The organism is Methanobrevibacter sp. UBA412, assembly GCA_002495685.1.
Taxonomy (GTDB): Archaea; Methanobacteriota; Methanobacteria; order Methanobacteriales; family Methanobacteriaceae; genus Methanobrevibacter_A; species Methanobrevibacter_A acididurans.
On sequence record DAGJ01000013.1, the window covers coordinates 1 to 23,441 of the forward strand.

A 23,441-nucleotide genomic window follows, 5' to 3' on the forward strand; every position below is an offset into this window, starting at 1 on the left:
AATAGGGTTTCTACAGAGCCAATTTTTTTAACTTAATTTAAAAATTAATCAAAACCAATAATCGTTCGTGATTATTAAAACCATGAGTAATAACTAACAAAAAAACAAATTTAAACATCCCCAAAACAGTTTTAATAATTGTAAAATAATCCAAACATGAAAAATAAGAATAATAAAAAGATTTATAATGTATAACTAACAATGTATCAACAAATAAAGAAAACCATTAATTTAAAACATGTAAAAAAAATGATTTATAATCTTTTAAACTAAAAATAAAATAATCAAATTGAAAAAATAAGGAAAAAACATAACCAAAAACCTTACACCCCCCCCCCGATGTGGAAAAAATTCAAAAAACGAAAATAACTAATAAGATAGGAGAAAAGGAAATGTACTTTGATGAAAAAATTAACAAAAACTTAAAAGAAATTTTAAAAAATAAATTCCAAAAATTATACCCTGAAAAAGAATTAAACGAATTAAAATTTCAATTATCCAAAGATAATTCTAAAGAATTACAAATTAGTTCACCTAACTTGCGAATAGAACAAATAACTAATGAAAACATATCAGAAATAGAAAAAGCAATAAATGGAAGATTTAACAATATTGTAATTATTAACAATAAAGTTCAAATATCTTATTTATTAAATTAATTTTTAAAAAATTTTTTAATAATCTCCACCTAAATTTAAAAAATCATCTTCCATTTCATCTAATTCCTCAGTTTTAGACTTAAGATTTTGACTCCAAATTTTACAGATATCCAAATCTCCACCTACATTTTTACCTTTAAAACTATTAATTTTAACTAAAGTAGGGATTTTAGTCATCATACCCAAAACTAAAGCTTCACCAACATTCAAACTAGGCAATTGACCAACCAAATCATCAGACAAAGACTCAGAAGAACTTTGCACATGTTGTTGATCTTTAGGTTCAACAAGTCTTAAAATAATCATATTATTAGCTTGAGACAATGTTTCACTATCAACTGACTTTGGAGATTGACTAACCATACATAAACCTAAACCAAACTTACGACCCTCACGAGCAATCCGTGTAATCCAATATTTACATTTAGTACTACGATTTTGAGGAGCAAGAATATGAGCTTCTTCCAATACAAAAAATACGGGAATATTTAAAGCATTCACATCATTTTCATGAATAAAATTCTTTCTACTTTTTAAAGCATTCCGTAAAACATGACTTACAATAACTTCAGCAGTATTTTCATCAACTTGACCCAAATCAAGAACATTACAACTGTTCGGTTTTAATTGTGTTAAAATATTACCTGTATTTGTATCTAATAATTTTCCATAAGTACTTTGTAAATCTTCAATCTTATTAATTACATCAATGATATTATTTCTTTCTTTAGATGGACGATCATCATCTAATTCCCATTTATTTAAAATAATTAATAATTGTTCTAAGAAATCTGGAGTTTTAGCTTCACCATTTTGTAATTGTTCTTTTGCTTCTTTAAAAGCTTTTCTAATGTACCTTTCTTGGTTTACAGCATTAGATCCAATATTAGCTAATTTTTTAATTTCATCAAATTCCATGTATTTAGGATTAATGATTGGTTTAATAGGATTTACTTCACCATTTTTGAATTTTGCATTAATATACTCACTATGCATATCAAAAATAAATATACAACCATTATTTTTTAATAATTCATCAACTAATACTGAAACTGTATTAGATTTTCCTGCACCAGTCATTGCAAGAATTGCTAAATGACGAGAAACCATTTTATTTAAATCTACACCTACTTCTACTTCTTCTTGACTTATTAAATGACCTAATGTTAAACTATTTTCTTGATCAAAAACATCTTTTAATATGTCTGTTGAAGCTTTCTCAACTTCAGTACCAGGAGGTGCAGGAGTTCTTGGAAGTTTAAGATTATCATTCACATCTCCAAGAATTCTAACATTTCCTTTAATATAATAATCATTTCCTTCTATTTCCTTAATTTTATCTATAGTGTCAGGATCATAAATCTCATTATTAAGTGAAACTGAACCTCTAACCATAGATTCAATCATGCCTAAGACAGTTTTACCATCATAATTTAATGTAACATATTCCCCCACACTTGGCATTTTTTTACTAATAAAACTTAAATTTACAAGAGTAGTTTCCCCTATACTTCTACCAATAATCATAACATTTCCCTTCCTTGTCTTTCAATTATATTTACAATAGAACTGATACTATTCATATCATTATTCTGAATTACCACATCATGATGTGCTTTATAAAGTAAATAAGGATAACCTCCAACAGAATCCTTTTTCAAATCACTTAAAACTTGTAAACATTCTTCCTCAGATGCATGATAAGGTAATTCAAATTTTAAAACATTAGTATTTGGAGATAATCTAGCATAAAAAATAGTGAAATCTATATTTTTAAAAAACTCATCCCCAATTAAGAAATTTGTCCGAATATCTTCACTTGCATTACGATATCTTAAAGTACTATAACCTTCATTTGTTGAATAATAATTTAATAATGCAATATCTGGAACATTACTATTAAAAAAATCTTTACTACTACTGGTTTTACTAATTGCAACTATTTTTTCTTTATGTTTTAATAATTCTATATACAATAAAGATTTTTCAATATTTTCAAGAAAAATGCTTATTTCATAATCTTTAAATTTATTATCTAAATCAAGTGTATTTATTAAATCATTAGATTTAATGTTTTCCTCTTTATTTTTTATAGATTCTTTAAATTGAGAATTTACTTGTTTAATTATATCAATTCGTGTTTTTTTTGGAATATCATGGGGTGATGGGAATAAAGGAATTATATTACCATAAATACTTCCATCTAGTAGGTAATAATCTAAGTCCTTGTTATCTTCTATAGTTTTTATTGCATTTTTTAATTCAAAAATGTTCATGAAATTACTTAAACGTTCATCAAGAAATTTTTGATGAGATAAAGTATCAATATTTGTTAATTCATATTTTTTTAATTTTTGATCTTTATTTGGATTATAAATTAAGCTTTCAGCAGCTACAGCGTAAAGATAAAAGCTTATGAATCTTTTTTTGTTTAAACTCCCATCACCTGCAGCTATTACTTTATCTTTTAAAGGTAATGGAATTGTTTTTTCAATCCAATTTTTTGATAAATCCAAATCTTTATGTTGATATTCCACTATTTGTTCTTGGATTGTACCTTTTTTATTTATTGCTTCTTCATATAATGATTCTAACATATAAATCTCTGAATAAATATAATTTTAATTTTTAGATGCTTTATTGATTGCAGTTGTAATTTCATTTATTTTTGATTCAACATCTTCTGTTTCTTCAACTATTGTACCTGTAACTATTAAATCTGCACCTGCTTTTGCTGCTTTATATGCTGTTTCACCATCCCGGATTCCTCCCCCTACTATGATTACCATGTCTGTTGTAGCTTTTTTAGTATATGCTACCATTTTTGGAGGTATAGGTTTTTCTGCTCCTGATCCTGCTTCTAAGTAAAAGAACCTCATTCCCATAAATTCACTACTCATAGCATATACTGCAGGTAATTTAGGTTTATTCCTTGGGACAAGTTGTGCTTGCCCTACAAATCCAACAGTCCCTCCAGGTTCACATACCATGTATGCCATAGGTAATGTTTCGATTCCAGAAGCTTTTACTGCTGGTGCTGCAAGTGCTTGTGCCCCAACTAACCAGTATGGGTTGGTACTATTTATGAAACTCATATATAACATTGCATCAGCATATTTACTTACACTACTAGTGTTTCCTGGGAAAATTATTATAGGTTTTTGAATATTTTCTTTCAATATTTTACATGTAAAATCTACTTGGTTTTGACTTACAGTTGATCCTCCAACTAAAATAATATCAGTTCCGCCTCTTATAGCTGCTTCAGCAATTTTTAATGCCTCTTCCGGTGTTTGTTCATCTGGATCTATTAGTGTTAAATGCATTTTTCGATTTTTTAAAGTTTCTTTTATTTCACTTTCTACAGACATGTTTTGCTTCCTTTATTTTTTTATTGTGACTATATTTTTTGTTTAAAATTAATTTTTTATAATTTTTATTTAATCTTATATTATTGTTCACTATATTATTATTATTTTTGGATTTAATAGTATTTAATTTTATTTAAAAAAATAAGATATATTATTAATTGAATAAACAAAAAAGTATTAAAAAAATAGAAAAAAGTATTAAAAAGGTTTTAAAAAAAATAAAAACAATAAAGGATAAAATTATCCTCTTGCTTCTTTAGCTTTAAGTCTTAAACCCTTGTAACCACATTTTCTACAAGTTTTAGCATCAGCAGGGTTACGAGCATTACATTTTAAGCAAATTTTAACATTGAAAATTCTGTTTTCAGCTTCATCAAATCGTGCCATTAAGATATCCTCCCAAATAATCATATATGATAAAATAAATTTCGATTATAATTAAAAAAACAATTAATCTAATCTTATAATTTTTTATTTAAAATTATGAAACAAAAAATAGTTATGTATTCATAAATCTTATAAAAATATATACTCTTCTTAATATATAAACCTAATGGTTATAAACAAGAATCGAACAAAAAAATAAGAATAAAAACTAATCTTTATTATACTGACTTAAAAAATCATTCTGTATATTGACAACACCCTCACCATCATGAGCATTACTATAAGCTTCGAGTAACTCCCCATTCAATTCTAAGAAAGTATGACCCCACTTAAAAGTACTCATAATATCATGAGCTTGATCTTTAAAACCTGTAATATATAAAGTAGCAGCAATAGCTTCACTAGTAGATAAAGTACAAGGTTTACCATAGTTAACAGGATTAGTAGCAATTAAAAAAGGTAAAGCACGATGATACTTACTTAAATTAAAAAAACTCTTAGAATCACTAACTTTATTCCAACTACAATCTAAACCAACAACACCACGTCTAGAAACATAACGATGATCCTCCGGAGAAACACTATAATCACTATAAGGATTTAAAACAATGGCTCCATGAGGAATTTGATTAATACGATAAACCAAACGAGCTTTATCTGTTTTCCACATTTTAATTGCAGTACATTTCTTTTTATCACATTCATTAGCATGAAAAATTGTAACTTTTACCATAATAAAACATATCCATAAAAAATATTAAAAGGAGAAAATTAATTAGCCCCTTTAGCATTCTTAATTTGATCTAATAATTGATTATAAGTAGCATTATCTATACCTAAGACATCTGGACCTGTAGGGGCACTAGGATTAGTCTTCAAAGTAGTACTAGTAAGTAAAGGTTCAACATAATCTTTATACATAGGACAATATAAACTACCATCACATTCTACCTTAGAAGAATTACTAATGACATAAATAAGAAAAGTTTGATTATCTTTATCCGCTTGACAAATATACACATTATAAACACTAGAATTATCAGTAGTAGTATTATTACTTACTTGAGTATTAGGAACAGCTTGAGAATAAAATATATTCCAATTATTCTCACCTAACTGACGATGCTCAGGAGATTGTAAACCTTGTAATTGCATCAAATCAATTAAAAAATCACCATCTTTAAGTGTACTCATATTATAAGTAATACCATTATTTGAATCAATATAACTAGCTTGAAATTGATGATTAGGAACAGAATCATTTATAACATTCCCAGAAACATTCCCAGTGAAAGACCCACTAATAAATGCTGCATTAAAATTTGTAGTATCACCTTTATTAAAGAACATCATATAACTTGCACCAAGTGCAATAACTAATATAACTAAAACAAAGACAATAATTAAAATATTCTTTCTTTCCAAAACTCACTCACTCCAAAAAATTATTAAATAAAGTCTTATATTATTTTAGATTTTACTCAATAATAAAATTTATTAAAAAAAAGAAAATAAAATATTTAATTTATTAACTATAAGAATAAACTTTAATAGTCCATGAATCAAGATCTTGAGTATCCACATCAATACTTAAAGAACCAGAACCAGAGAAAATAACACTATCCTCTTTACCCTTAACAGCACTAGTAGTACCCCAATCAACTGCAGTACTTCCAACACTAGCCCCATTTAAATAAGAATTAGTATATAAATGATTATATCCCCCATGGTTATTAATAGGCATCCCATAAGCATAAACTTTAATCTTACTACCTGTTAAACCAGTTACAGACAATTGATCATTACCTACTCCATTAAAAGTTTGAACTAAATGCCAACTACCACTAGTACTAGAACTAGAACCAGACTGACTACTTTGAACATTAGAAGAACTAGAACCAGACTGACTACTTTGAACATTAGAAGAACTAGAACCAGACTGAGAACTAGGAATTAAACCACTACTAAAAGTAGAACCAGTACCTGAAGAACTAACTAATAAAAATGTACAACAAACAATTACAACCAAAATAATAATAGTTGCACCAATGATTAGATACTTCTTATTTTCATCTTTCTTAGAATCAGGAGTTATTTTAGTCACATTAGACTGATTAAAAGAAGGAGTAGCAGATTGAATTAAATTAGTTCCACATTTACGACAAAACTTAGCATCAGAAGAATTTTTAAATCCACATTTAGGACAAATATTATGATTCTCCACCATACTTTAATCACCACCTTTTAAAAAAATAATTTATTAATACTATATAATATTTAAGAACTAATTATTTTTAAATTATTCTATTTAATTTTAATAGATAAAAAATAATTAATCAACAAAAAAAATAAATACTTCAAAAAAAATATAATAATACAATAAAAGAATAAAAAGGTGATATTAATGTGTAGTGGTGGAGGCCCAATGGCTGAAATAGATATGAAAAAATTAAAAACAAAAAGATATCGATGCTTAGATTGTGGAAATGAATTTAAAGGAATTGGAAAACATGTTGTATGTCCTTCCTGCCAAAGTGATAATGTAGAATCAAATGAATAATATTACTTCATTAAATATTTTAAAATAAAACCTTTTTTTTTACATTTTTAAAAATATAATAAACAAACTAATTTTTTTAAATAAACAAATATTTAAGGACCACATAAACTTATGAACACTAAAGAAACAAATATAAAATTAAAACCTGAGGAAATATTATTTTTAAAAGGAAATACTGGTACTGTAGGCATAGTTAAACTATCTGATAAAAAAATGATTTTTCTTGGAACACCAGAAAATGATGAAATTGTTCAATTTTTAGAACCTGGAGACTTAATTGCTGTTAGCGCATTCGGAACAGGAGAAAAATTTGAAAAAGGAATAAAATCCTTAATTTACCTTACACGAGACATGGATTCACCAATAATAGTTTTACCTAAAAATCACCCCTCAAGCAAAAGATTAAAAATGGTAATAAGTGTAGGTGAAAATATCCGTTTAGATTGTAATATAATACCCGGCACACATCCAGAACAAGACATATTATGTAGTTGTGATAGTTTAACTGGTTTAGAAATTTTTAAATCTGCAAATGGAGTAAATATTAAAGGAAATTTAAAAGATTATGAAATTAAAAAGTTTTAATAATATCCATTTAAAAACCCCTTTTTTTTATAGTATAAAAATAAAACTTTGAAATATATATTGATTAAATTTAAAATTTAAATAATGATTTATATAATAAAAATTAAAATATTAATAACTAATTTATAGGATTTAAAATTAAAATGATTACAGAATCAATATTTATATTTTTAGGAGAACTAATAACAATAGGCATTATATTACTATTATTAATTTTAATTATAACATTAGTATTAGGTAAAATATTAATTAAAAAAAATCTTTTAATATTTCCAAAAGTTATGTTATTAGGATTAGATGCTTTTTATTCTCCATTGAAAAAATTTTCAAAAAGTTTAGGACTTGATAAGACATTAGTAGATCATATTGGTGTTGAATTACGAAACAAGGTAAATGAAAAAAAATTCAATAAAATTCCAAATGATGAAAAATTAATATTTTTACCTCACTGTCTTCGAGCAGCAGACTGTGAAGCAAAGCTTACAAAAACTGGTGTAGAATGTACTGAATGTGGTAGATGTAGTATTGGTATTATTAAATCAGAAGCAGAACCCATGGGTTATACTGTATTTATCGTTCCTGGAAGTAGTTTCATTGAAAGGATTATAAAAGAACAACACTTTAAAGCAGTAGTAGGAATAGCATGTTATGAAGATTTAAACTTAATGATGATGAACTTATCAGATTTTGCACCTCAAGGAGTATTATTAACACAAGATGGATGTTTTTTAACAAAAGTAAATGTAAAAGAAGTTTTAGATAAAATCGGATATGAAAAACAAGATCAAACTAAACAAACAACATTAACTTAATAAAAAAATATAATTATTATGATACCTAATCCTTTAGAAATTCCAATTACAGATACCCATATACATGTAGATCCTATTAATGGGAAAGGACCCTTAAAAATAGCAAAAATATTCTACAATAATGGAGGTCGAGTAATGATAATACCAAACAAACCTGCATGGAATTTTGGCCAACCCACAAATTATGAAAAAGGAATGGACTTAAATAATGAATATGTAGACCTAATAAACAAAGAAACACCTGTTCATGCATACAGTTTCCTTGGAGTTCACCCAGCAGAATATTCAAACTTAATAAGAGCAGGAAAAACATACCAAGAAGCATACAAAAGAATAATAAAAGCAATAAATTATGGCAGCAAAGAAATAGAAAAAGGTAATGCATTAGGAATAGGTGAAATAGGAAGACCCCATTACCCTGTTGAAGAAGAGGAATTAAAGTACCATAATAAAATCTTAGAATACTGTTTAAAATTAGGTAAAGATTTAAACTGTCCTGTGATGTTACATACAGAAGATTTCACACCTCAAAAATATGAAGAAATAGCAAAAATTGCAGATAAAATTGGGTTTAATAAAAATAAACTTATAAAACACCACGCAGAGGCTCATGTTTTGAAAGAAGAAAATTTTGGAATTGTTCCAAGCATAACCACTAATAAAACTAATATTATTGAAGCTTTAAAAAAAGGTACACGATTTTTTATGGAAACAGATTTTTTTGATGAAGATGAACATCCTGGAATGGTATTAGGTCCTAAAACTGTACCAAAAAGAACATTGAATTTTATTCAAAACGAAATAATGACTGTTGAAGAAGCTTTTCAAATACATAAAAATAATGTTGAAAAAGTTTTTGACATAGATCAATAAAAAAAATAGAAAAATATAATTTTTATAAATCATAATAATTAATGAAATCATCAGATTCTGGAGTATTAGCAAACTGATCTATAAATTTATGTAAATCTTTAATAAATTCTTTTTTACGTTCAGATTTATCTTTAATTTTACTATAATCTTTTTTTATACTTAAATTCATTAATATATTATCTGTTTCTAATTCTAATTCCGGAAATTCAGAATCATCCATTAAGCCTAAAGATTCTAAATCTTCAAAGTCTAAATCCAAATCATCAAAATTAACATTATCTTTTTTATTCATCTTAAAAATAATCCTTTAATTATACTTAAAAAAAAGTTTTTTAGGGAAATAATAAATTTTTAATTATCTTCCTAATTGTTCATGAGCACGTGCTAAATGTCCTGCTGCTAAAGCACCTATAAGAGATAATTCTCCAGCCATAACTGTTGAAACTACTACTTCAGCAAAGTCACGAACTGATCCGGAACCATTTAATCCTAAAATTTTTAACCCTTCATTAGCGGTTTCTAATCTTGTTCCCCCACCAACTGTTGCTAATGGTAAATCAGGCATATTTACACTGAAATATAAATCTCCATTACGATTTTCAGCATGAGTTATGCCTAATGATCCTTCAACAACATGTGCTAAATCTTGTCCTGTTGCTAAAAATATTGCTGCGACCATATTTGCATATTGAGCATTAAATGCCATTGTCCCTGAAACTGCACTTCCAAGTAAATTTTTAGCAATATTTACTTCAACTATTGATTCTGCAGTAGTTTTTAATTTTTTTTCAACAATTTCTTCTGGAATTAAAATATCTGCCACAACAGTTTTTCCTCGCCCTTCTATTAAATTCATATGAGAAGGTTTTTTATCAACACAAGCATTACCACTTAAAGCAATATGTTTAGCATTAGTTTCTTCAGATAATAATTTTAAAACTTTATCAGTAGCGATTGTAACCATATTCATTCCCATACTATCACCAGTACTGTAAACAAATCTAGGATAAACATATGCTCCCACAATTAATATTGGATCTATTTTTATTAATTTACCATGAGAAGTTGTTGACTCTGCTACTTCTTTAATTTTAGAGAAATTATCTTCAAACCATGTTTTAACTTTTATAGCTTCTACACTATTTTCTACTTTAATTACAGGAGCCCGAGTCATCTTATCACTAATAACCCTAGCATTACATCCACCAGAAGCTGTTATAGTACTTGCCCCACGATTAATACTAGCTAGTAATGCTCCTTCAGATGTAGCTAAAGGTACATAGTATTCTTTAGTACATGATTCTCCGTTTATTTTTAATGGCCCTATAACACCTAATGGAATTTGCACTGTACCTATAGGATTTTCAATATTTTTTTTCATTGCAGTATTCATATCAATATTATATGAACCAATATAACTTAAATCAGTGTTAGTTTTTTGAGCAATGAATTCTCGACGAATTTCTAAAGCTTCAGTAGCATCTTTTGTGAATTTATCTATTTGATAAAGTTTCATTTCACCATTAAATAATTTTTGGATGATTTCTTCTTTATTCATTATTATCAATACCTTTAAAAGAAAATTTTAAAGAAAAATATATTTTTAAAATTAGTTTTCATATTTTTTAAAAAATTAGAAAAAAATAAGAGTTTATTTAAACTTTGTTTAATAAGTTTACTATCTCAGATGGTCTTTTTGCAACTTCTACTCCAACATCATTAAATGCTTTAATTTTAGATAATGCAGTTCCACTATCTTCTTCAATAATTGCTCCTGCATGACCCATACGTTTTCCTGGAGGTGCTGTTAATCCTGCAATAAACCCTACTACTGGTTTAGTGATGTTTTCTTCTATATATTTTGCAGCTTTTTCTTCTGCATTTCCTCCAATTTCACCGATTAATACAATTTTATCAGTATCTGGATCATCCTCAAATTTTTGTAAAATCTCAGTGTATTTTGTACCTATTACTGGATCTCCTCCAATCCCTAAACAAGTACTTTGTCCGATTCCTGCATTAGTTAATTGTGATGCTATTTCATAGGTTAAAGTTCCACTACGACTTATTACTCCAACATTTCCAGGTTCGAAAATATGAGTTGGCATTATTCCAAGTTTACCTATACCTGGAGATATAATTCCTGGAGTGTTTGGACCTATAACTGTTTTTCCTTTACGATTAGCATATTCCATGATTTGCATACTGTCATGGACTGGAATGTGTTCTGTAATGATAATTACAAGATCCATATGTTTAATTGATTCAAAAGCTGCATCTTTAGCAAATGGTGCAGGTACAAATATTATACTAGTGTTTAAATCCTCGTTACTTGCAGCTTGTTCTATACTATCATAAACAGGAACCCCATATAACTCTTGACCACCTTTACCTGGTGTAACTCCAGCAACAATATTTGTATTGTAATCTAACATTTGTTTTGTATGGAAAGAACCTTGTTTACCTGTAATTCCTTGAACTAAGGCTCTTGTATCCTTATCTAATAATATCATAAACATTAACCTCTTATTTTATAATTTTTATAATAAATCTTTTAATCATAATTGTTAATCTAATATTTATCATTAGTAATATTAAAAGTTTTTTAAGATTTAAATGAATTAAATTAAATAAATGAAAAAAATATAAAAGTATTTTATTTAAGGATTCTAGTTTTATTCTCAAATGGTACAGCTAAATCTATAATATTACCATTTGTAAATGCAGTTGCGGAAACAAGCACACTACCAGGTATAACATTACATGGAGTATGACGCTTTACAAGATAAGTGTTTTTACAACCTAAACTTGCACCTATCATTGCTCCACTAATCACACCTATTTGTTCTAAATCTTCCACAGTAGCAACTATTACAGGATCATCGGTTTCATTACCCACATAACCAACACCAGGTATCTCATTAATATCTTCACTATTTAAAATGGAAACATCAGTGCAAGAACTTATTCCTTTAGCAGCTTGTATTGCACTTTCTGCAACATGTGCAACAAATGATTCCCCTCCATAAGTATCAAAATGTAATATTACGGCATCAGGAAATCTATCCTCTCGAATATTCGCAGTTGCATAACTAATCCCTTCACCTGCTTCCTCAGATGTTTTCCCAACACCTCCAATATCACCAATATCTTCAGCATTATCTCTTAATATATTAACTATTTCCTTATTGATTAATGGTAAATCTTCATCATTTACAATAGCAGAAATTACTACATCATCACCAGTAATATTAGTTAATCCTGCTTTAATAGCTCCTTTTTTTAATAGTTTGGGAATATCAGATTTTAAATTAGATATTAAATTTTCACTACATGATACATCATTATTTGATATATCCGCACCTATACATGTTATTTTCATAAAAATCCATCACAAAAAATAATTTGAGTATTATAAGTTATATACTTCATCAGCTGGAACAATTATTACATCATTTTCTTTTAAAATATTGGTAAGATTTTCAAGATTTGAAGTACATAATAAAAGAATAGCTTTTTCTGATTTTTCATGAGTAAAAGCATATAAATAATCAAGATTCATATTATTATCTTGTACTATTTTTAAAATTTTACTTAAACCACCAGGAGTATCATCTAATTGAACACCAACTACTAAAGTAACCTTAACTGTAAAGTTATGTTTTTCTAATTCCTCTTTACATTTAATTGGGTCTTGAACAACTAAACGTAATATACCAAAATCACTAGTATCTGCTAAAGATAAAGCTCTAATATTAATATTTGCATTAGCTAAAACATCTAATGCTTTATATAACCGTCCTTTTTTATTTTCTAAAAATATACTTAATTGTTTAATCATTTCGTTATCATTTGACATAATAAAAAAACACCTGAAAAGTTTTTTTTAATTAAAATTTCTTTTATCTAAAACACGTTTTGCTTTTCCTTCAAAACGTGGAAGAGTATGAGGTTCTACTAAGGTAATTTTTGCACGTAAACCTATTTCGTTTTGCACATAGTCCCCAATTGTTTTTTGTAAATTCACCATTTTAGTTACATCATCACTAAATAAATCAGGAGATGTTTCTACTTTTATTTCCATTTGATCCATTATATCTGGACGAGTAACAATTATTTGATAATGAGGTTCAACTTCACTTACGTGTAGTAATGCTTTTTCAATTTGTGAAGGAAAAACACTAACTCCTTTTACTTTAATCATATCATCATATCTTCCTTTGATACGTTCCATTCTTGTAAAAGTACGACCACATTCACATGTTTCATAATGTAGGGTTGTGATATCTTTAGTACGGAATCTTAAAATTGGCATTCCTTCCCGTTCAAGATTTGTTAAAACTAATTCTCCTTCAGTTCCCCCTGGAAGTTGTTTACCTGTTTTACTATCAACAATTTCAGGGTAGAAATAATCTTCTGCAATATGTAAACCATTTTGTGCTTCACATTCTACACCTATTCCGGGACCCATAATTTCAGTTAAACCGTAAATATTATAAGCTTCAGTATTATATTCTTTTTCTATACGTTTTCTCATTTCTTCAGTCCACATTTCAGCCCCAAAACCAATAGCTTTTATCCCTAATTGTTTTGGATTAATTCCTTCTTCTTTTGCAACTTCTGCCATATGTAAACCGTAAGATGGTGTAAATATTAACCCAGTAATATCAAAATCATTCATTATTTCAATTTGACGTTTTGTTTGACCAGTACTTATAGGTATTACAGTAATTCCGATTTTTTCCGCCCCATAATGTACTCCAAATCCTCCAGTGAATAATCCATAACCATGTGTATTTTGAAGAATATCTTCATCCCCAAGACCCATACCTGTTAATCCACGTGCCATTATTGTTGCCCAAGTATCCAAATCTTTTCGTGTATAACCTGAAACAACTGGTTTTCCTGTTGTACCAGAAGATGAATGAATTTCTATAATTTCCTTTTTAGGAACTGCAAACATACCAAAAGGATAACTTTCACGTAAATCATCTTTAGTAGTGAATGGTATTTTAGTAATATCTTCTAATGTTTCAATATCCTCTGGGTATAATCCAATTTCATTAAATTTTTTATGATAATAAGGTACACGTTCATAAGCTTGATGAACAGTGTCTTGTAATTTTTTCAATTGCAACTCTTCTAAGTCATCTCTTTGTATGGTTTCTTTTTCTTCATCCCACATTATCATTTAACAATTCTCCTAAAAAATACTAATTTCATATTAATTTATAAATATTATATTTAATTATTCTTTTAATTATACTAATAACTTATAGTTTTTATTTTATAAAAAAGTTTTTTAAGAATTGTTAAAAATTAAAAAAAATGAGAAATAGAAAAAAATAATAAAAAATGAAAAAATAAATAATTATAAAAAAATAGTATTAGAATACTTCATTAAGTACAGATAAGGATTTATTAAATGGTGGCATTCCAGAAGTTAATAAAACCACTTTTAATACATCTAAAATTTCATCACGAGTGATGCCTAATTCCTTTTTAGCACTTTCCATTTGTTTTTTGATAGCTCTAGTATCTGAATTTGATGCTGCTATTCCAATAGCTATTAATTTTTGTGTTTTATAATCTAATGCTTTTCCATCCCATACTGCATTATTTATATCTACAATAGCTTGGTATAATTCTTCATTATCATCTTTAACACGTTGCATGCTTTTACCATAGAATACTTCATCTTTCATTTAATGACCTCCAATTAATATTAATTATATACTACTTTTAGTAATATAAAGTTTTTTATATTAATTCATTTAATGCATTTTCAAATTCATTAACTTTAATCTCCCAATCACTACTTTTAACAAATTCTCTACCATTTTTAGCTATTTCATCATATTCCCCTTTATTTAATATATTTTGTACAGTATCAAGAACTTCACATGCATTATCCACATAAACAATACCATGATTCTCACCAAATTCATTATAAATTCCAGGTAGTTTAGTTGCAATAACGACTTTTTGCATTGCTAAATATTCATATAACTTAATTGGTACAATATCTTGCATTATTTCTTCATCTTTATATGCAGGAAGCAAACAAAATGTTGATGATGCTAAAAATTCAGGTATTTTAATATAAGGTTGACGTCCTGTGAGAATAAGTTGATCTTTAAGATTATATTCTTCTTTTATTTTTAGTAAGTCTTCATAGGCATCCCCATCACCTACAATTAAAATTTTCATTTTAGAATATTTTTCCTTATTTTCCCCTAATTTTTTAGCTAATTCTTTCATTCCAGCAAAATTATAAATAAATCCCATAAAAAAGAGAACTATATCATCTGATTGGATATTATATTCATCATAGATTTTTGAAGCATCTAATTTAGGATTATACTTTTTTAAATCTATACCTGCATCAATTAATATTGTTTTATCTGGATTAGATCCTAGGGATATTGCTAATTCTGATAGTTTTTGATTAATTGTTATTACTAAATCAGAATTTTTTAATGATTTAGTGAAAACTTGTTTTCCTATGCCTTGAAAGATTTTTTCAGGAATTAATGCATATAAATTATCTATTAAATAGTATACAAATGGTATATTGTATTTCTTTGCTAGTTTACTTCCAGTATAAGAATTAAGTAATCCTAATCCTAAAATAATGTCTGGTTTAAATTCTAATATTTGTTTTTTAATCTCTTTTTGGTGAGTGAAATACATACTTACATAATTTAATCCTTTAATTTTTATGAAACTTGGACGTATTACAGTAATATTTGTTTTTGGGTTGACTTTACAAACATTATTATGTTCTTCGCGGTTATAGATTAATCCATTACTCTCTTTATCATTAGACCAATCGATTGGATAATCAATAACTCTTATTTGATGTCCTCTCCCATCCATTCGATCCATAAGATGATGTTGTTGATGAGGGTTTCTTTTTAACCAGTCAGATTCTTGTAATACTAAAATTTTCATATGCAGTTAAGTCCTTTTTAATTTTTTTATTAATTAAATTAATTTTTGGTTTTTTCTAGTAATTATAATTTTTTATTAAAATTAAATGTGAAATTAATTAAATTTTAGAAAGAATAATTATTTTATATATGCAAAACAAAAAGGATTAACATATAATATAAGAGGTCTTAAATTTGAAAAAAAAATCATAATTTCTAATTTAATGAAAATTTTAATTATTATAATTGGATTATGGGGTATTTATGAATCTATTACTAAATTTCCAAATAGTACAGTTAAATTATATTTTTACACTACTTTAACAAATATTGCTTGTATAATCTTTTCAATATTTTATTTATATAAAAACATAAATAAAAAAACATATAATGTAAATAAAGAAAGAATAATAAATATTATTTATTATATCATAACTGTCTCCATTTTTATAGTGTCATTAACTTATAATTTAATTATATTTCCTAATTATCATACAAGTCTTATTAATTATGGAATGGAAAATTTCATATTTCATTTAATTGTGCCAATATTATTTGTATGTGATTGGTTAATATTTGCTAAAAAGGATTCTTTAAATATTAAAAGTATTTATTATTGTTTAATACCATTTATAGCATATTTAATAGGTATTTATTTTAGAGCATTCTTTATTGGGACAAAAATTTTTAGTGGACCAAATAGTGGAAATTCTTTGTACCCTTATTTCTTTTTAGATATTGATAAATTAGGTTTAAGTAATGTAATCATCTATATTTTTATCATATTAATTTTAATATTAATATTAGGATATATATTAGAAAAATTTGGAAAAAAGATTAAATTAAACTAAAAAGTAAAAGGTTTTGAAAATTTATGAAAATGCCTGAAATTATAAAAAATGAATATTTTGCTCCTTGTGGTTTTAACTGCCTATTATGTGAAAAACATTTAAAAAATGATAATGCTTGTCCAGGTTGTAGAATTAGTGATTCTGGTAAAAGTAAAAGTAGTTTAAAATGTAAGATTAAAAATTGTTTTGATAAAAAGAATTTTAAATATTGTCAACGATGCAGTGAATTCCCCTGTAAATTAATTAAGAAACATGATAAAAATTCAAAGAAAAGATATGGATTAAGCACAGTTGATAATTGTAAAAAATTAGAAAATTCAGGTATTGGTAAAATTTTAAAAATGGATTTAGATAAGTACACTTGTGAAAATTGTGGTGGTGTAATCTGTTTCAATGATGAAACTTGTAGTGAATGTGGATTTGAATATATTGATATAAATAAAAAATAGTTATAAAAGAGGGAAAATTCCCCTTTTTTAAAAAAATTTCCCTTTTTCTATGTTTAATCAAATTCTGCTGATTTTTGAATGTCTTCCCAATTGTTTTCAAACCATTCATGTACTTTTATGAGTCCATCATCAAAGCTTACAGTTGGTTTGTATCCAAGAATATCATGTGCTTTATCTATACAACTTAAAAGTTTAGTTTTTGCATCCCAATTACGGCGTTCTGCATATGCTATTCCTTCTGTATTTCCAGTTAATTCATTTACTCTATTAGCCATATCTATTACTCGATGATCTTGTCCAGACCCTAAGTTAATAGCTTCTCCTATTGCTTCTTCTTCTATACCCATTGCAAGTAATCCACTTACTATATCTTCTACAAATGTCCAGTCACGAGTTTCTGTTCCATTTCCTGTAATTGGTAAAGCGAGATTATTCATACTCCAATAAAAAAAGTTAGGTATTACATTTCTATATTTTCCTGGTACTTCTCCGGGACCAAATACATTGAAGAATCTTGCATTTACTATTGGTAAATCATAAAGGTTATGGAAGTAATTAGTATATAGTTCACCAAGTAATTTTGTTACTTGGTATGGGGTGTGTAAGGAGATTGAAATGTCATCTTCTTTAAATGGCATTTTACTGTCTAAACCATATACTCCACATCCACTACTTGAGAATATGAATCTATCTACATTAGTGAGTTGGGAGTATTGTAAAACTTTTAACATTCCTAAACCATTTACCATTAAATCTGTTTCAGGCATATCTACACTATTTTGATTTGCAAAGTGAGCAGCTAAATGGAAAACAATGTCTGGACTTTGTTTAAATACTCTTTTTAAGACTTCATCATCACGAATATCCCCTTCAATAAGTTCTATTTGATCATAATCAGGAACATTCCATTCATAAGCAGAAGACATATTATCTAAAATAATTACTTTTTCAGCATTTAATTCTGATAAAGCTTTTGTTAAGTTACTACCAACACATCCTGCTCCACCTGTCACAAGGACAGTTTTTCCTTCATATTCGTTATAAGTTCTCATAAAAATCAATTTTTAATTTATATTATTTATTATATATTGTCATAATTATTTATAAAATTTAATATTACTAATTAAATAAAATATTTTAAATTTAATAATTTTTTTATAAATTTTTTTAAAAAACCAAAAAGTTCATTATAAATTTTATTTTTTCAAAAATAGATTAGATTAAACAATACACTCCTCTAAATTTTCTATTTTTTTAAAAAAAATTTATTAAATTAAAATTCTTTTTGTTAATAATGAAAGCACTAAAAAAATTTATTTATCCTAAAAAAACTATTAAATGAAAATATGATAAATTTATTTTCGTGCTCTTCCAATTTTACGTGCTATAACTAGTTCACCTACACTAATTAAACCTGCAAAGAAATTTTCTAAACCACGTGTAGCCCAAATTGCTTCACCGAAAGTAGCTTTTTTAATGTTTTCTTCATACTCTTCAGGAGTTATTTTTATACCTGTTTGTTTAGTGGATACAACTGCTGAAGCTTCCATTAAATCTTGCCAATTTACGCCTTTTAAACTTTTTAACATTGCTTCATATAATTTATAAACTTTAATATCATATAAGTCACTGAAAGTTTTAATCATATCAAAAGATCTAATGATTCCTATTACTTGGTCCTCTTTATTTAAAACTGGAATACTTACAAGTTTACGATTAGTAGTTTCAATTACAGCTAAACGTGCTTGTTCTCCTTCATATATTGTCCATACTTCTTCAAATGAGTGCATTACTTCAGATACAATATCTTTATTTTCTCTTAAACCTCTTGTAATATCTAAACTTGTTACCCATCCTACTAATTTCATATCAGAATCAAGAATAGGGTAAGTGAATACTTTATGATCTTCCATGATTTTACTTACATCATTTATGGAATCATTAACAGTTCCATATATGAAATTTTTATCCATCATTTGTTTTGCTTTCATTATTAATTACCTCAAAAAATTTTTAAATTTAATTATTTATAAATTTTATACATCTACTCTATTGGTTTCATTTCTAATGCTCTTACAGGACACCGTATAGTGCACTCTTGACATCTAATACATTTATTATCTTGTAAAACCGCTTTACCATCAATTACTTTTATTGCTCCTGTAGGACAATTTTCTTCACATAAAAAGCATCCTACACATAAATCATCATCAACATGTATTTTATTATAAATTTGTACAGGTCCCACATAACGTTTTAAATTAATTACTTCTTGTGTACATAAATTAGCACAAGATCCACAACCTACACATAAATCTTCATTAATAAATGGATATTTATGTTCATCATCCATTTCAGGATATATTTTACCTGTTTTTTCTTCTATGTAAAGTTTAGATCTCATTTGTATAGCATCAGTAGGACAATATTTAGTACAAGTTCCACACATTATACAATTTTCCCTATTAAAACCTATTTCTTCCATTCTAACTATTCTATGAGGAACTTTAACTTCAGTTATATCATAAATTACATTTTCATTATTTATAACTTTAGTATTACCTTCTAATACATATATTGCTGAAATTGGACATGATTGGGCGCATATTTCACATTTCACACAATTATCTAAAATTTTTGCACGTATACCTGCATTCGATGAACGTATTGCATCTACAGGACATTCTTCAACACACAGATTACATCTAACACAACGTGGAGAAATATTAATATATTTATCAATATTATGATAATCATCAATATTGACTTTTAATTCTTTATTCTCATCCAAATCCACAGATTTAAGGACTATTTCCCGTTTTAATTCTTCAATGTCCTTTTTAAATCTAATTTCCATGTCCTTTACCTTCATTATATTTTATTAATTTATTTTAATAAAGCTTCAAATTCTTCTAAATCTTTTTTATTTGGAAGATTATTTAGACCTTTACCACTTATAGATAAAGATGCGACCCAATTACCTAATTTACATGAATTTTCTAAAGAATATTTATTTAAATAACCATATAAAAATCCTGCATTAAAACAATCTCCTGCAGCAGTAGTATCAACTACATCCACTTCATATGCAGGGATTTTTACTTCTTGTAAACTATTTATAGCATAAACACCTTTACTTCCGTTTTTAACAACTACTGTGTCTATACCTTCATCTAATAAATGAACACTAATATCTCTAAAAGTTAAATTATCTTCTTCTTTTAAATTAAATTTTTCACAAAAATAATCTTTAAATAATAACATTAACTCATTTTTATTTATTAAAAGTATATTGGTCCTTTGAAGTATTTTACGTAAACCATTAACTCCTTTTTTAACATATAACATTCCTGGATCAAAACTTAATATTACTGAATCATTTAATTTATCTAATAACTCATTTTGAGCATGAAAACTTTCACCTACAAAACTAGTATAATGTAAAATTTTTGTTTGATTTATAAAATAATGATTTAATTCACTAATAACTATATCATCGTTTACTCCAGGATCAACATATAAAGATCTAACACCATTTTTATCAACAAATCCTAAAACTTTCCCAGAATGACCTTCTTCAGCATAGATTAAATGGTTTAAGAATACTCCACTTTTTGCTAAATTCATTTCTAACATATCACCATCATCATCTGTTGCAATTTTACCAATATAAGATGTTGGTAATCCCAGTTTGGATAAAGCAATCATAGTATTAGCTGCTGATCCTCCTGGTGATGATGTTTCAGATTTAATAAATGTTTCTTCATCGGGACCTACGATTTCATCTACATAAAATAGTTTATCTAAATTTAAAGCTCCAAATCCTATGACTTTTACTTTTAAATCATCATCCATCACAACATCAGGTTTGGGCATATTTGTATCAGATCTTAAATATTGATTTTTATCTTCATTATTAGTCATGTGAATTTTACCTTTGTGTTATTTTTTTATTTTAAGATGTCTAACAAGTTAGTTGTATTATCGCCAAGTTTTCCTCCAAAATTACCTGCAGATATACGTAAAACTCCAGGTACTTCGAGTATTGCATCTACACTATTTTTTATTGCTAAATTTAATTGTTTTTGATTCACAGAATTTAAAACTATTTCAGGAATATAATTAACTCCATTAGGGACTTTAGATTCTTCACCTAATTTATTTTTTAATGAAGGACAGTAAGGATGATTTGAAGTTGGACCTATCCAAGGATAATTAGTTTCAGGTTTACTAGCAGCTGAACAAACTCCAAAAGGAGCAATTACTCCAGGAACATCCATAATTTCATCCATGATTAATTTTCCTGCTTCTAAAACAGCTTCTTTAGTTTCACAGAAATACCAATAATTTCCACCCATTATACCATCAGCATAACCAAATTTAGATTCGATTTGGAAGTCAGGTACTGCTATAGGAACATTAATCATTTCTCGATTATATTCATTTATTTCCCATTCAAAACCATCACCACAATGTCCTACATTTCTCATCATTTCAATGTAACCTTCAGGATTATTTGTTACATTAAACATTTTAGTGAAAGGTTTAACAAGTATATCTTGTCTAATTCTGTAAGATAATTCTACCTCAAATTTTTCGAGGTTATCTAAACCAAACCAGTATTGACAAATAGCACCTGGTCTTCCATCAGGTGTTGCACTTGGATCTACAAAAGATTCAACTCCTGCTTCAACTCTACCTATAACTGCACTTGGTGTTGAGGTAGAATCATAAGCAGCATTTCGAACTGTATCCCAATCTTCTGCAGTTATTAATGCTCTAATATATTTACCATTCATTGATTCAAAAAATGTATCTTCTACTTTATCTGTATAATCCATAAATATTTTACCTTCTATTAAATCTTTTTTAACCTAATCCACCAATATCTGTTCCTCGAATAGATTGTCTCATTTTCATACTTTCTTGGATTAAGTATTCTCTATTTTCATCGGTTATAATTTCTATTAAAGGTAGTGTTTTTCTTTGATATTCCTTATCAAATTTAACAACTAATTCCTCATCATTTAACATGATAAAAAATGCTTCTGCATGGCCTTTTTCAGAGTATCTTTGGACAAATTCACGAACATAATCATTATCGTAACGAGCATGTAAATCTACAAGTAAAGAAGTTACAATAGTATTATCACTAATAATTGCTATATCTGCTGCTTCAATAGCATAAGAATTACCATTAAATGCAATAGCAAGACCACCATTTTTTTTAGCAAATTCTAATGGCTCAACATCTGTTATACTGTCTCCCATATACATTAAATTGTTTGCAGGTAAATCTTCACGTTTAAGTATTCTTTTTACGGCTTGTCTTTTTCCTTCACCACCAACAGTATCAACAGTTTTTACTAAATCATAAATATCCATTTTTGGTAATTTGTCAAAGAAAATTTGATCTAATTTATGAAATTGATCTATATCTTGAGGATTTAATTTTAGTATATCATCATGAAATATTTTTAATTCTTGTTTATCCTTTTCATTAATAGGTATATTATCTAAATCTAAATGAGTATGAACAGTGTTATCATAAGGGAAATGAGTATTATCACATAAAGCTTGTATATATTGACCATAACTTGTACTTACAATAAATGAATGAACTTTATCCTTCACATAATTTAAAGTATTATCCGCACCATAAACTAAATTAACATTTTTTCTAGAATAATTTATTAAATCTTGATTATTTACATCATATGCTTTAAAAAATGGTGCTATTAATTTAAGTGTATCACCAGCATGATATCCAGGATGATTAGCTTCTACAAGACAATCATCATACTTACTTAAAATTTTGAAAAATTTTCCACCTTCAGGTATGAATTTTTCTGCAACTTCAAATGCATTATCATTTAAAGTTAATGGTCCCTCACAATCTGTTATAAATGATTTTCTAGAAATTTTTCTCAACTCCCCATTTTAGGTTTTAACATATTTAATA

The 23,441-nt window shown here is 27.0% G+C and carries 28 protein-coding genes; 7 read left to right on the top strand and 21 right to left on the bottom strand.

Annotation, left to right across the window (positions count from 1 at the left end; genetic code table 11):
* Nucleotides 1-392 precede the first annotated feature (392 nt).
* A complete protein-coding gene (locus BP997_RS03810; protein ID WP_409197571.1) occupies nucleotides 393-659 on the top strand; it encodes a hypothetical protein in 267 nt (88 codons plus the stop codon).
* A 15-nt stretch (nucleotides 660-674) separates the two neighbouring features.
* Here BP997_RS03810 and BP997_RS03815 read toward each other — a convergent pair whose 3' ends face one another.
* The 7 genes from BP997_RS03815 to BP997_RS03845 form a co-directional block, all read right to left on the bottom strand.
* The gene (locus BP997_RS03815) at nucleotides 675-2,186 is read right to left on the bottom strand and encodes a helicase HerA domain-containing protein (RefSeq protein WP_409197572.1); all 1,512 of its coding nucleotides are present in this window, start codon (nucleotides 2,184-2,186) and stop codon (nucleotides 675-677) included.
* A complete protein-coding gene (locus BP997_RS03820) occupies nucleotides 2,183-3,256 on the bottom strand; it encodes a DNA double-strand break repair nuclease NurA (protein ID WP_413828416.1) in 1,074 nt (357 codons plus the stop codon). Before BP997_RS03820 ends, BP997_RS03815 begins: the two co-directional genes overlap by 4 nt.
* Before the next feature lie 24 nt (nucleotides 3,257-3,280).
* Nucleotides 3,281-4,030 carry a geranylgeranylglyceryl/heptaprenylglyceryl phosphate synthase gene (locus tag BP997_RS03825; RefSeq protein ID WP_409197574.1) on the bottom strand — a complete coding sequence of 250 codons (750 nt, stop codon included), beginning with the start codon at nucleotides 4,028-4,030 and terminating at the stop codon, nucleotides 3,281-3,283.
* Between the two features lie 240 nt (nucleotides 4,031-4,270).
* Nucleotides 4,271-4,417, bottom strand: coding sequence for a 50S ribosomal protein L40e (locus tag BP997_RS03830; protein WP_409197575.1), 147 nt, complete (start codon nucleotides 4,415-4,417; stop codon nucleotides 4,271-4,273).
* A 208-nt stretch (nucleotides 4,418-4,625) separates the two neighbouring features.
* Nucleotides 4,626-5,150, bottom strand: coding sequence for a DUF367 family protein (locus tag BP997_RS03835; protein WP_409197576.1), 525 nt, complete (start codon nucleotides 5,148-5,150; stop codon nucleotides 4,626-4,628).
* A gap of 38 nt (nucleotides 5,151-5,188) precedes the next feature.
* The gene (locus BP997_RS03840; protein ID WP_409197577.1) at nucleotides 5,189-5,842 is read right to left on the bottom strand and encodes a hypothetical protein; all 654 of its coding nucleotides are present in this window, start codon (nucleotides 5,840-5,842) and stop codon (nucleotides 5,189-5,191) included.
* A gap of 103 nt (nucleotides 5,843-5,945) precedes the next feature.
* The gene (locus BP997_RS03845) at nucleotides 5,946-6,644 is read right to left on the bottom strand and encodes a zinc-ribbon domain-containing protein (protein ID WP_413824042.1); all 699 of its coding nucleotides are present in this window, start codon (nucleotides 6,642-6,644) and stop codon (nucleotides 5,946-5,948) included.
* A gap of 177 nt (nucleotides 6,645-6,821) precedes the next feature.
* Between BP997_RS03845 and BP997_RS03850 the strand changes: the two genes are divergently transcribed.
* The 4 genes from BP997_RS03850 to BP997_RS03865 all read left to right on the top strand — a co-directional run bounded on the left by BP997_RS03850 (nucleotide 6,822) and on the right by BP997_RS03865 (nucleotide 9,247).
* A complete protein-coding gene (locus tag BP997_RS03850; RefSeq protein WP_413828834.1) occupies nucleotides 6,822-6,977 on the top strand; it encodes a hypothetical protein in 156 nt (51 codons plus the stop codon).
* Nucleotides 6,978-7,088: 111 nt separating this feature from the next.
* Nucleotides 7,089-7,562, top strand: coding sequence for a hypothetical protein (locus BP997_RS03855; RefSeq protein WP_409197579.1), 474 nt, complete (start codon nucleotides 7,089-7,091; stop codon nucleotides 7,560-7,562).
* A 143-nt stretch (nucleotides 7,563-7,705) separates the two neighbouring features.
* A complete protein-coding gene (locus BP997_RS03860; protein ID WP_413824044.1) occupies nucleotides 7,706-8,374 on the top strand; it encodes a DUF116 domain-containing protein in 669 nt (222 codons plus the stop codon).
* 18 nt (nucleotides 8,375-8,392) lie between these two features.
* On the top strand, nucleotides 8,393-9,247 hold the full coding sequence (locus BP997_RS03865; protein ID WP_409197581.1) for a TatD family hydrolase: 855 nt from the start codon (nucleotides 8,393-8,395) through the stop codon (nucleotides 9,245-9,247).
* A gap of 22 nt (nucleotides 9,248-9,269) precedes the next feature.
* Here BP997_RS03865 and BP997_RS03870 read toward each other — a convergent pair whose 3' ends face one another.
* From BP997_RS03870 to BP997_RS03905, 8 genes are all read right to left on the bottom strand, one after another.
* Nucleotides 9,270-9,539: a hypothetical protein gene (locus BP997_RS03870; RefSeq protein WP_409197582.1), complete on the bottom strand. Its 270-nt coding sequence runs from the start codon at nucleotides 9,537-9,539 to the stop codon at nucleotides 9,270-9,272.
* A 63-nt stretch (nucleotides 9,540-9,602) separates the two neighbouring features.
* Nucleotides 9,603-10,805, bottom strand: coding sequence for a hydroxymethylglutaryl-CoA reductase (NADPH) (hmgA, locus tag BP997_RS03875; protein ID WP_409197583.1), 1,203 nt, complete (start codon nucleotides 10,803-10,805; stop codon nucleotides 9,603-9,605).
* Nucleotides 10,806-10,902: 97 nt separating this feature from the next.
* Nucleotides 10,903-11,760, bottom strand: coding sequence for a succinate--CoA ligase subunit alpha (sucD, locus tag BP997_RS03880; RefSeq protein WP_409197584.1), 858 nt, complete (start codon nucleotides 11,758-11,760; stop codon nucleotides 10,903-10,905).
* Nucleotides 11,761-11,903: 143 nt separating this feature from the next.
* A complete protein-coding gene (locus BP997_RS03885; protein WP_409197585.1) occupies nucleotides 11,904-12,629 on the bottom strand; it encodes a hypothetical protein in 726 nt (241 codons plus the stop codon).
* Between the two features lie 30 nt (nucleotides 12,630-12,659).
* Nucleotides 12,660-13,106, bottom strand: a complete 447-nt coding sequence (locus tag BP997_RS03890; protein WP_409197586.1) for an acetolactate synthase — start codon at nucleotides 13,104-13,106, stop codon at nucleotides 12,660-12,662.
* Between the two features lie 27 nt (nucleotides 13,107-13,133).
* Nucleotides 13,134-14,432: a phenylacetate--CoA ligase family protein gene (locus tag BP997_RS03895; protein WP_409199087.1), complete on the bottom strand. Its 1,299-nt coding sequence runs from the start codon at nucleotides 14,430-14,432 to the stop codon at nucleotides 13,134-13,136.
* A gap of 202 nt (nucleotides 14,433-14,634) precedes the next feature.
* Nucleotides 14,635-14,952 carry a carboxymuconolactone decarboxylase family protein gene (locus BP997_RS03900; RefSeq protein WP_409197587.1) on the bottom strand — a complete coding sequence of 106 codons (318 nt, stop codon included), beginning with the start codon at nucleotides 14,950-14,952 and terminating at the stop codon, nucleotides 14,635-14,637.
* A 55-nt stretch (nucleotides 14,953-15,007) separates the two neighbouring features.
* Complete coding sequence (locus BP997_RS03905) at nucleotides 15,008-16,201, bottom strand: glycosyltransferase (RefSeq protein ID WP_413824046.1); 1,194 nt, start codon at nucleotides 16,199-16,201, stop codon at nucleotides 15,008-15,010.
* A 202-nt stretch (nucleotides 16,202-16,403) separates the two neighbouring features.
* Between BP997_RS03905 and BP997_RS03910 the strand changes: the two genes are divergently transcribed.
* Nucleotides 16,404-17,030, top strand: a complete 627-nt coding sequence (locus BP997_RS03910) for a Pr6Pr family membrane protein (RefSeq protein WP_413828836.1) — start codon at nucleotides 16,404-16,406, stop codon at nucleotides 17,028-17,030.
* Between the two features lie 23 nt (nucleotides 17,031-17,053).
* Nucleotides 17,054-17,479, top strand: a complete 426-nt coding sequence (locus tag BP997_RS03915) for a DUF3795 domain-containing protein (RefSeq protein WP_409197590.1) — start codon at nucleotides 17,054-17,056, stop codon at nucleotides 17,477-17,479.
* Between the two features lie 53 nt (nucleotides 17,480-17,532).
* On the opposite strand, the gene BP997_RS03920 is transcribed toward BP997_RS03915, so the two are convergent.
* The 6 genes from BP997_RS03920 to BP997_RS03945 form a co-directional block, all read right to left on the bottom strand.
* Entirely contained in the window at nucleotides 17,533-18,531 is a 999-nt protein-coding gene (locus tag BP997_RS03920) for an NAD-dependent epimerase/dehydratase family protein (protein ID WP_409197591.1), read from the bottom strand.
* Nucleotides 18,532-18,834: 303 nt separating this feature from the next.
* On the bottom strand, nucleotides 18,835-19,470 hold the full coding sequence (locus BP997_RS03925) for an HPP family protein (RefSeq protein WP_409197592.1): 636 nt from the start codon (nucleotides 19,468-19,470) through the stop codon (nucleotides 18,835-18,837).
* A 53-nt stretch (nucleotides 19,471-19,523) separates the two neighbouring features.
* Nucleotides 19,524-20,336 carry a 4Fe-4S binding protein gene (locus BP997_RS03930; protein WP_409197593.1) on the bottom strand — a complete coding sequence of 271 codons (813 nt, stop codon included), beginning with the start codon at nucleotides 20,334-20,336 and terminating at the stop codon, nucleotides 19,524-19,526.
* Nucleotides 20,337-20,365: 29 nt separating this feature from the next.
* Nucleotides 20,366-21,403 carry a carbohydrate kinase family protein gene (locus tag BP997_RS03935; protein ID WP_409197594.1) on the bottom strand — a complete coding sequence of 346 codons (1,038 nt, stop codon included), beginning with the start codon at nucleotides 21,401-21,403 and terminating at the stop codon, nucleotides 20,366-20,368.
* Between the two features lie 26 nt (nucleotides 21,404-21,429).
* Nucleotides 21,430-22,320, bottom strand: a complete 891-nt coding sequence (locus tag BP997_RS03940) for a formylmethanofuran--tetrahydromethanopterin N-formyltransferase (RefSeq protein WP_413824053.1) — start codon at nucleotides 22,318-22,320, stop codon at nucleotides 21,430-21,432.
* A 28-nt stretch (nucleotides 22,321-22,348) separates the two neighbouring features.
* Nucleotides 22,349-23,410 (bottom strand): HAD hydrolase family protein, encoded by a 1,062-nt coding sequence (locus BP997_RS03945; RefSeq protein WP_409197596.1) that lies wholly within the window; start codon nucleotides 23,408-23,410, stop codon nucleotides 22,349-22,351.
* Nucleotides 23,411-23,441: the final 31 nt, after the last annotated feature.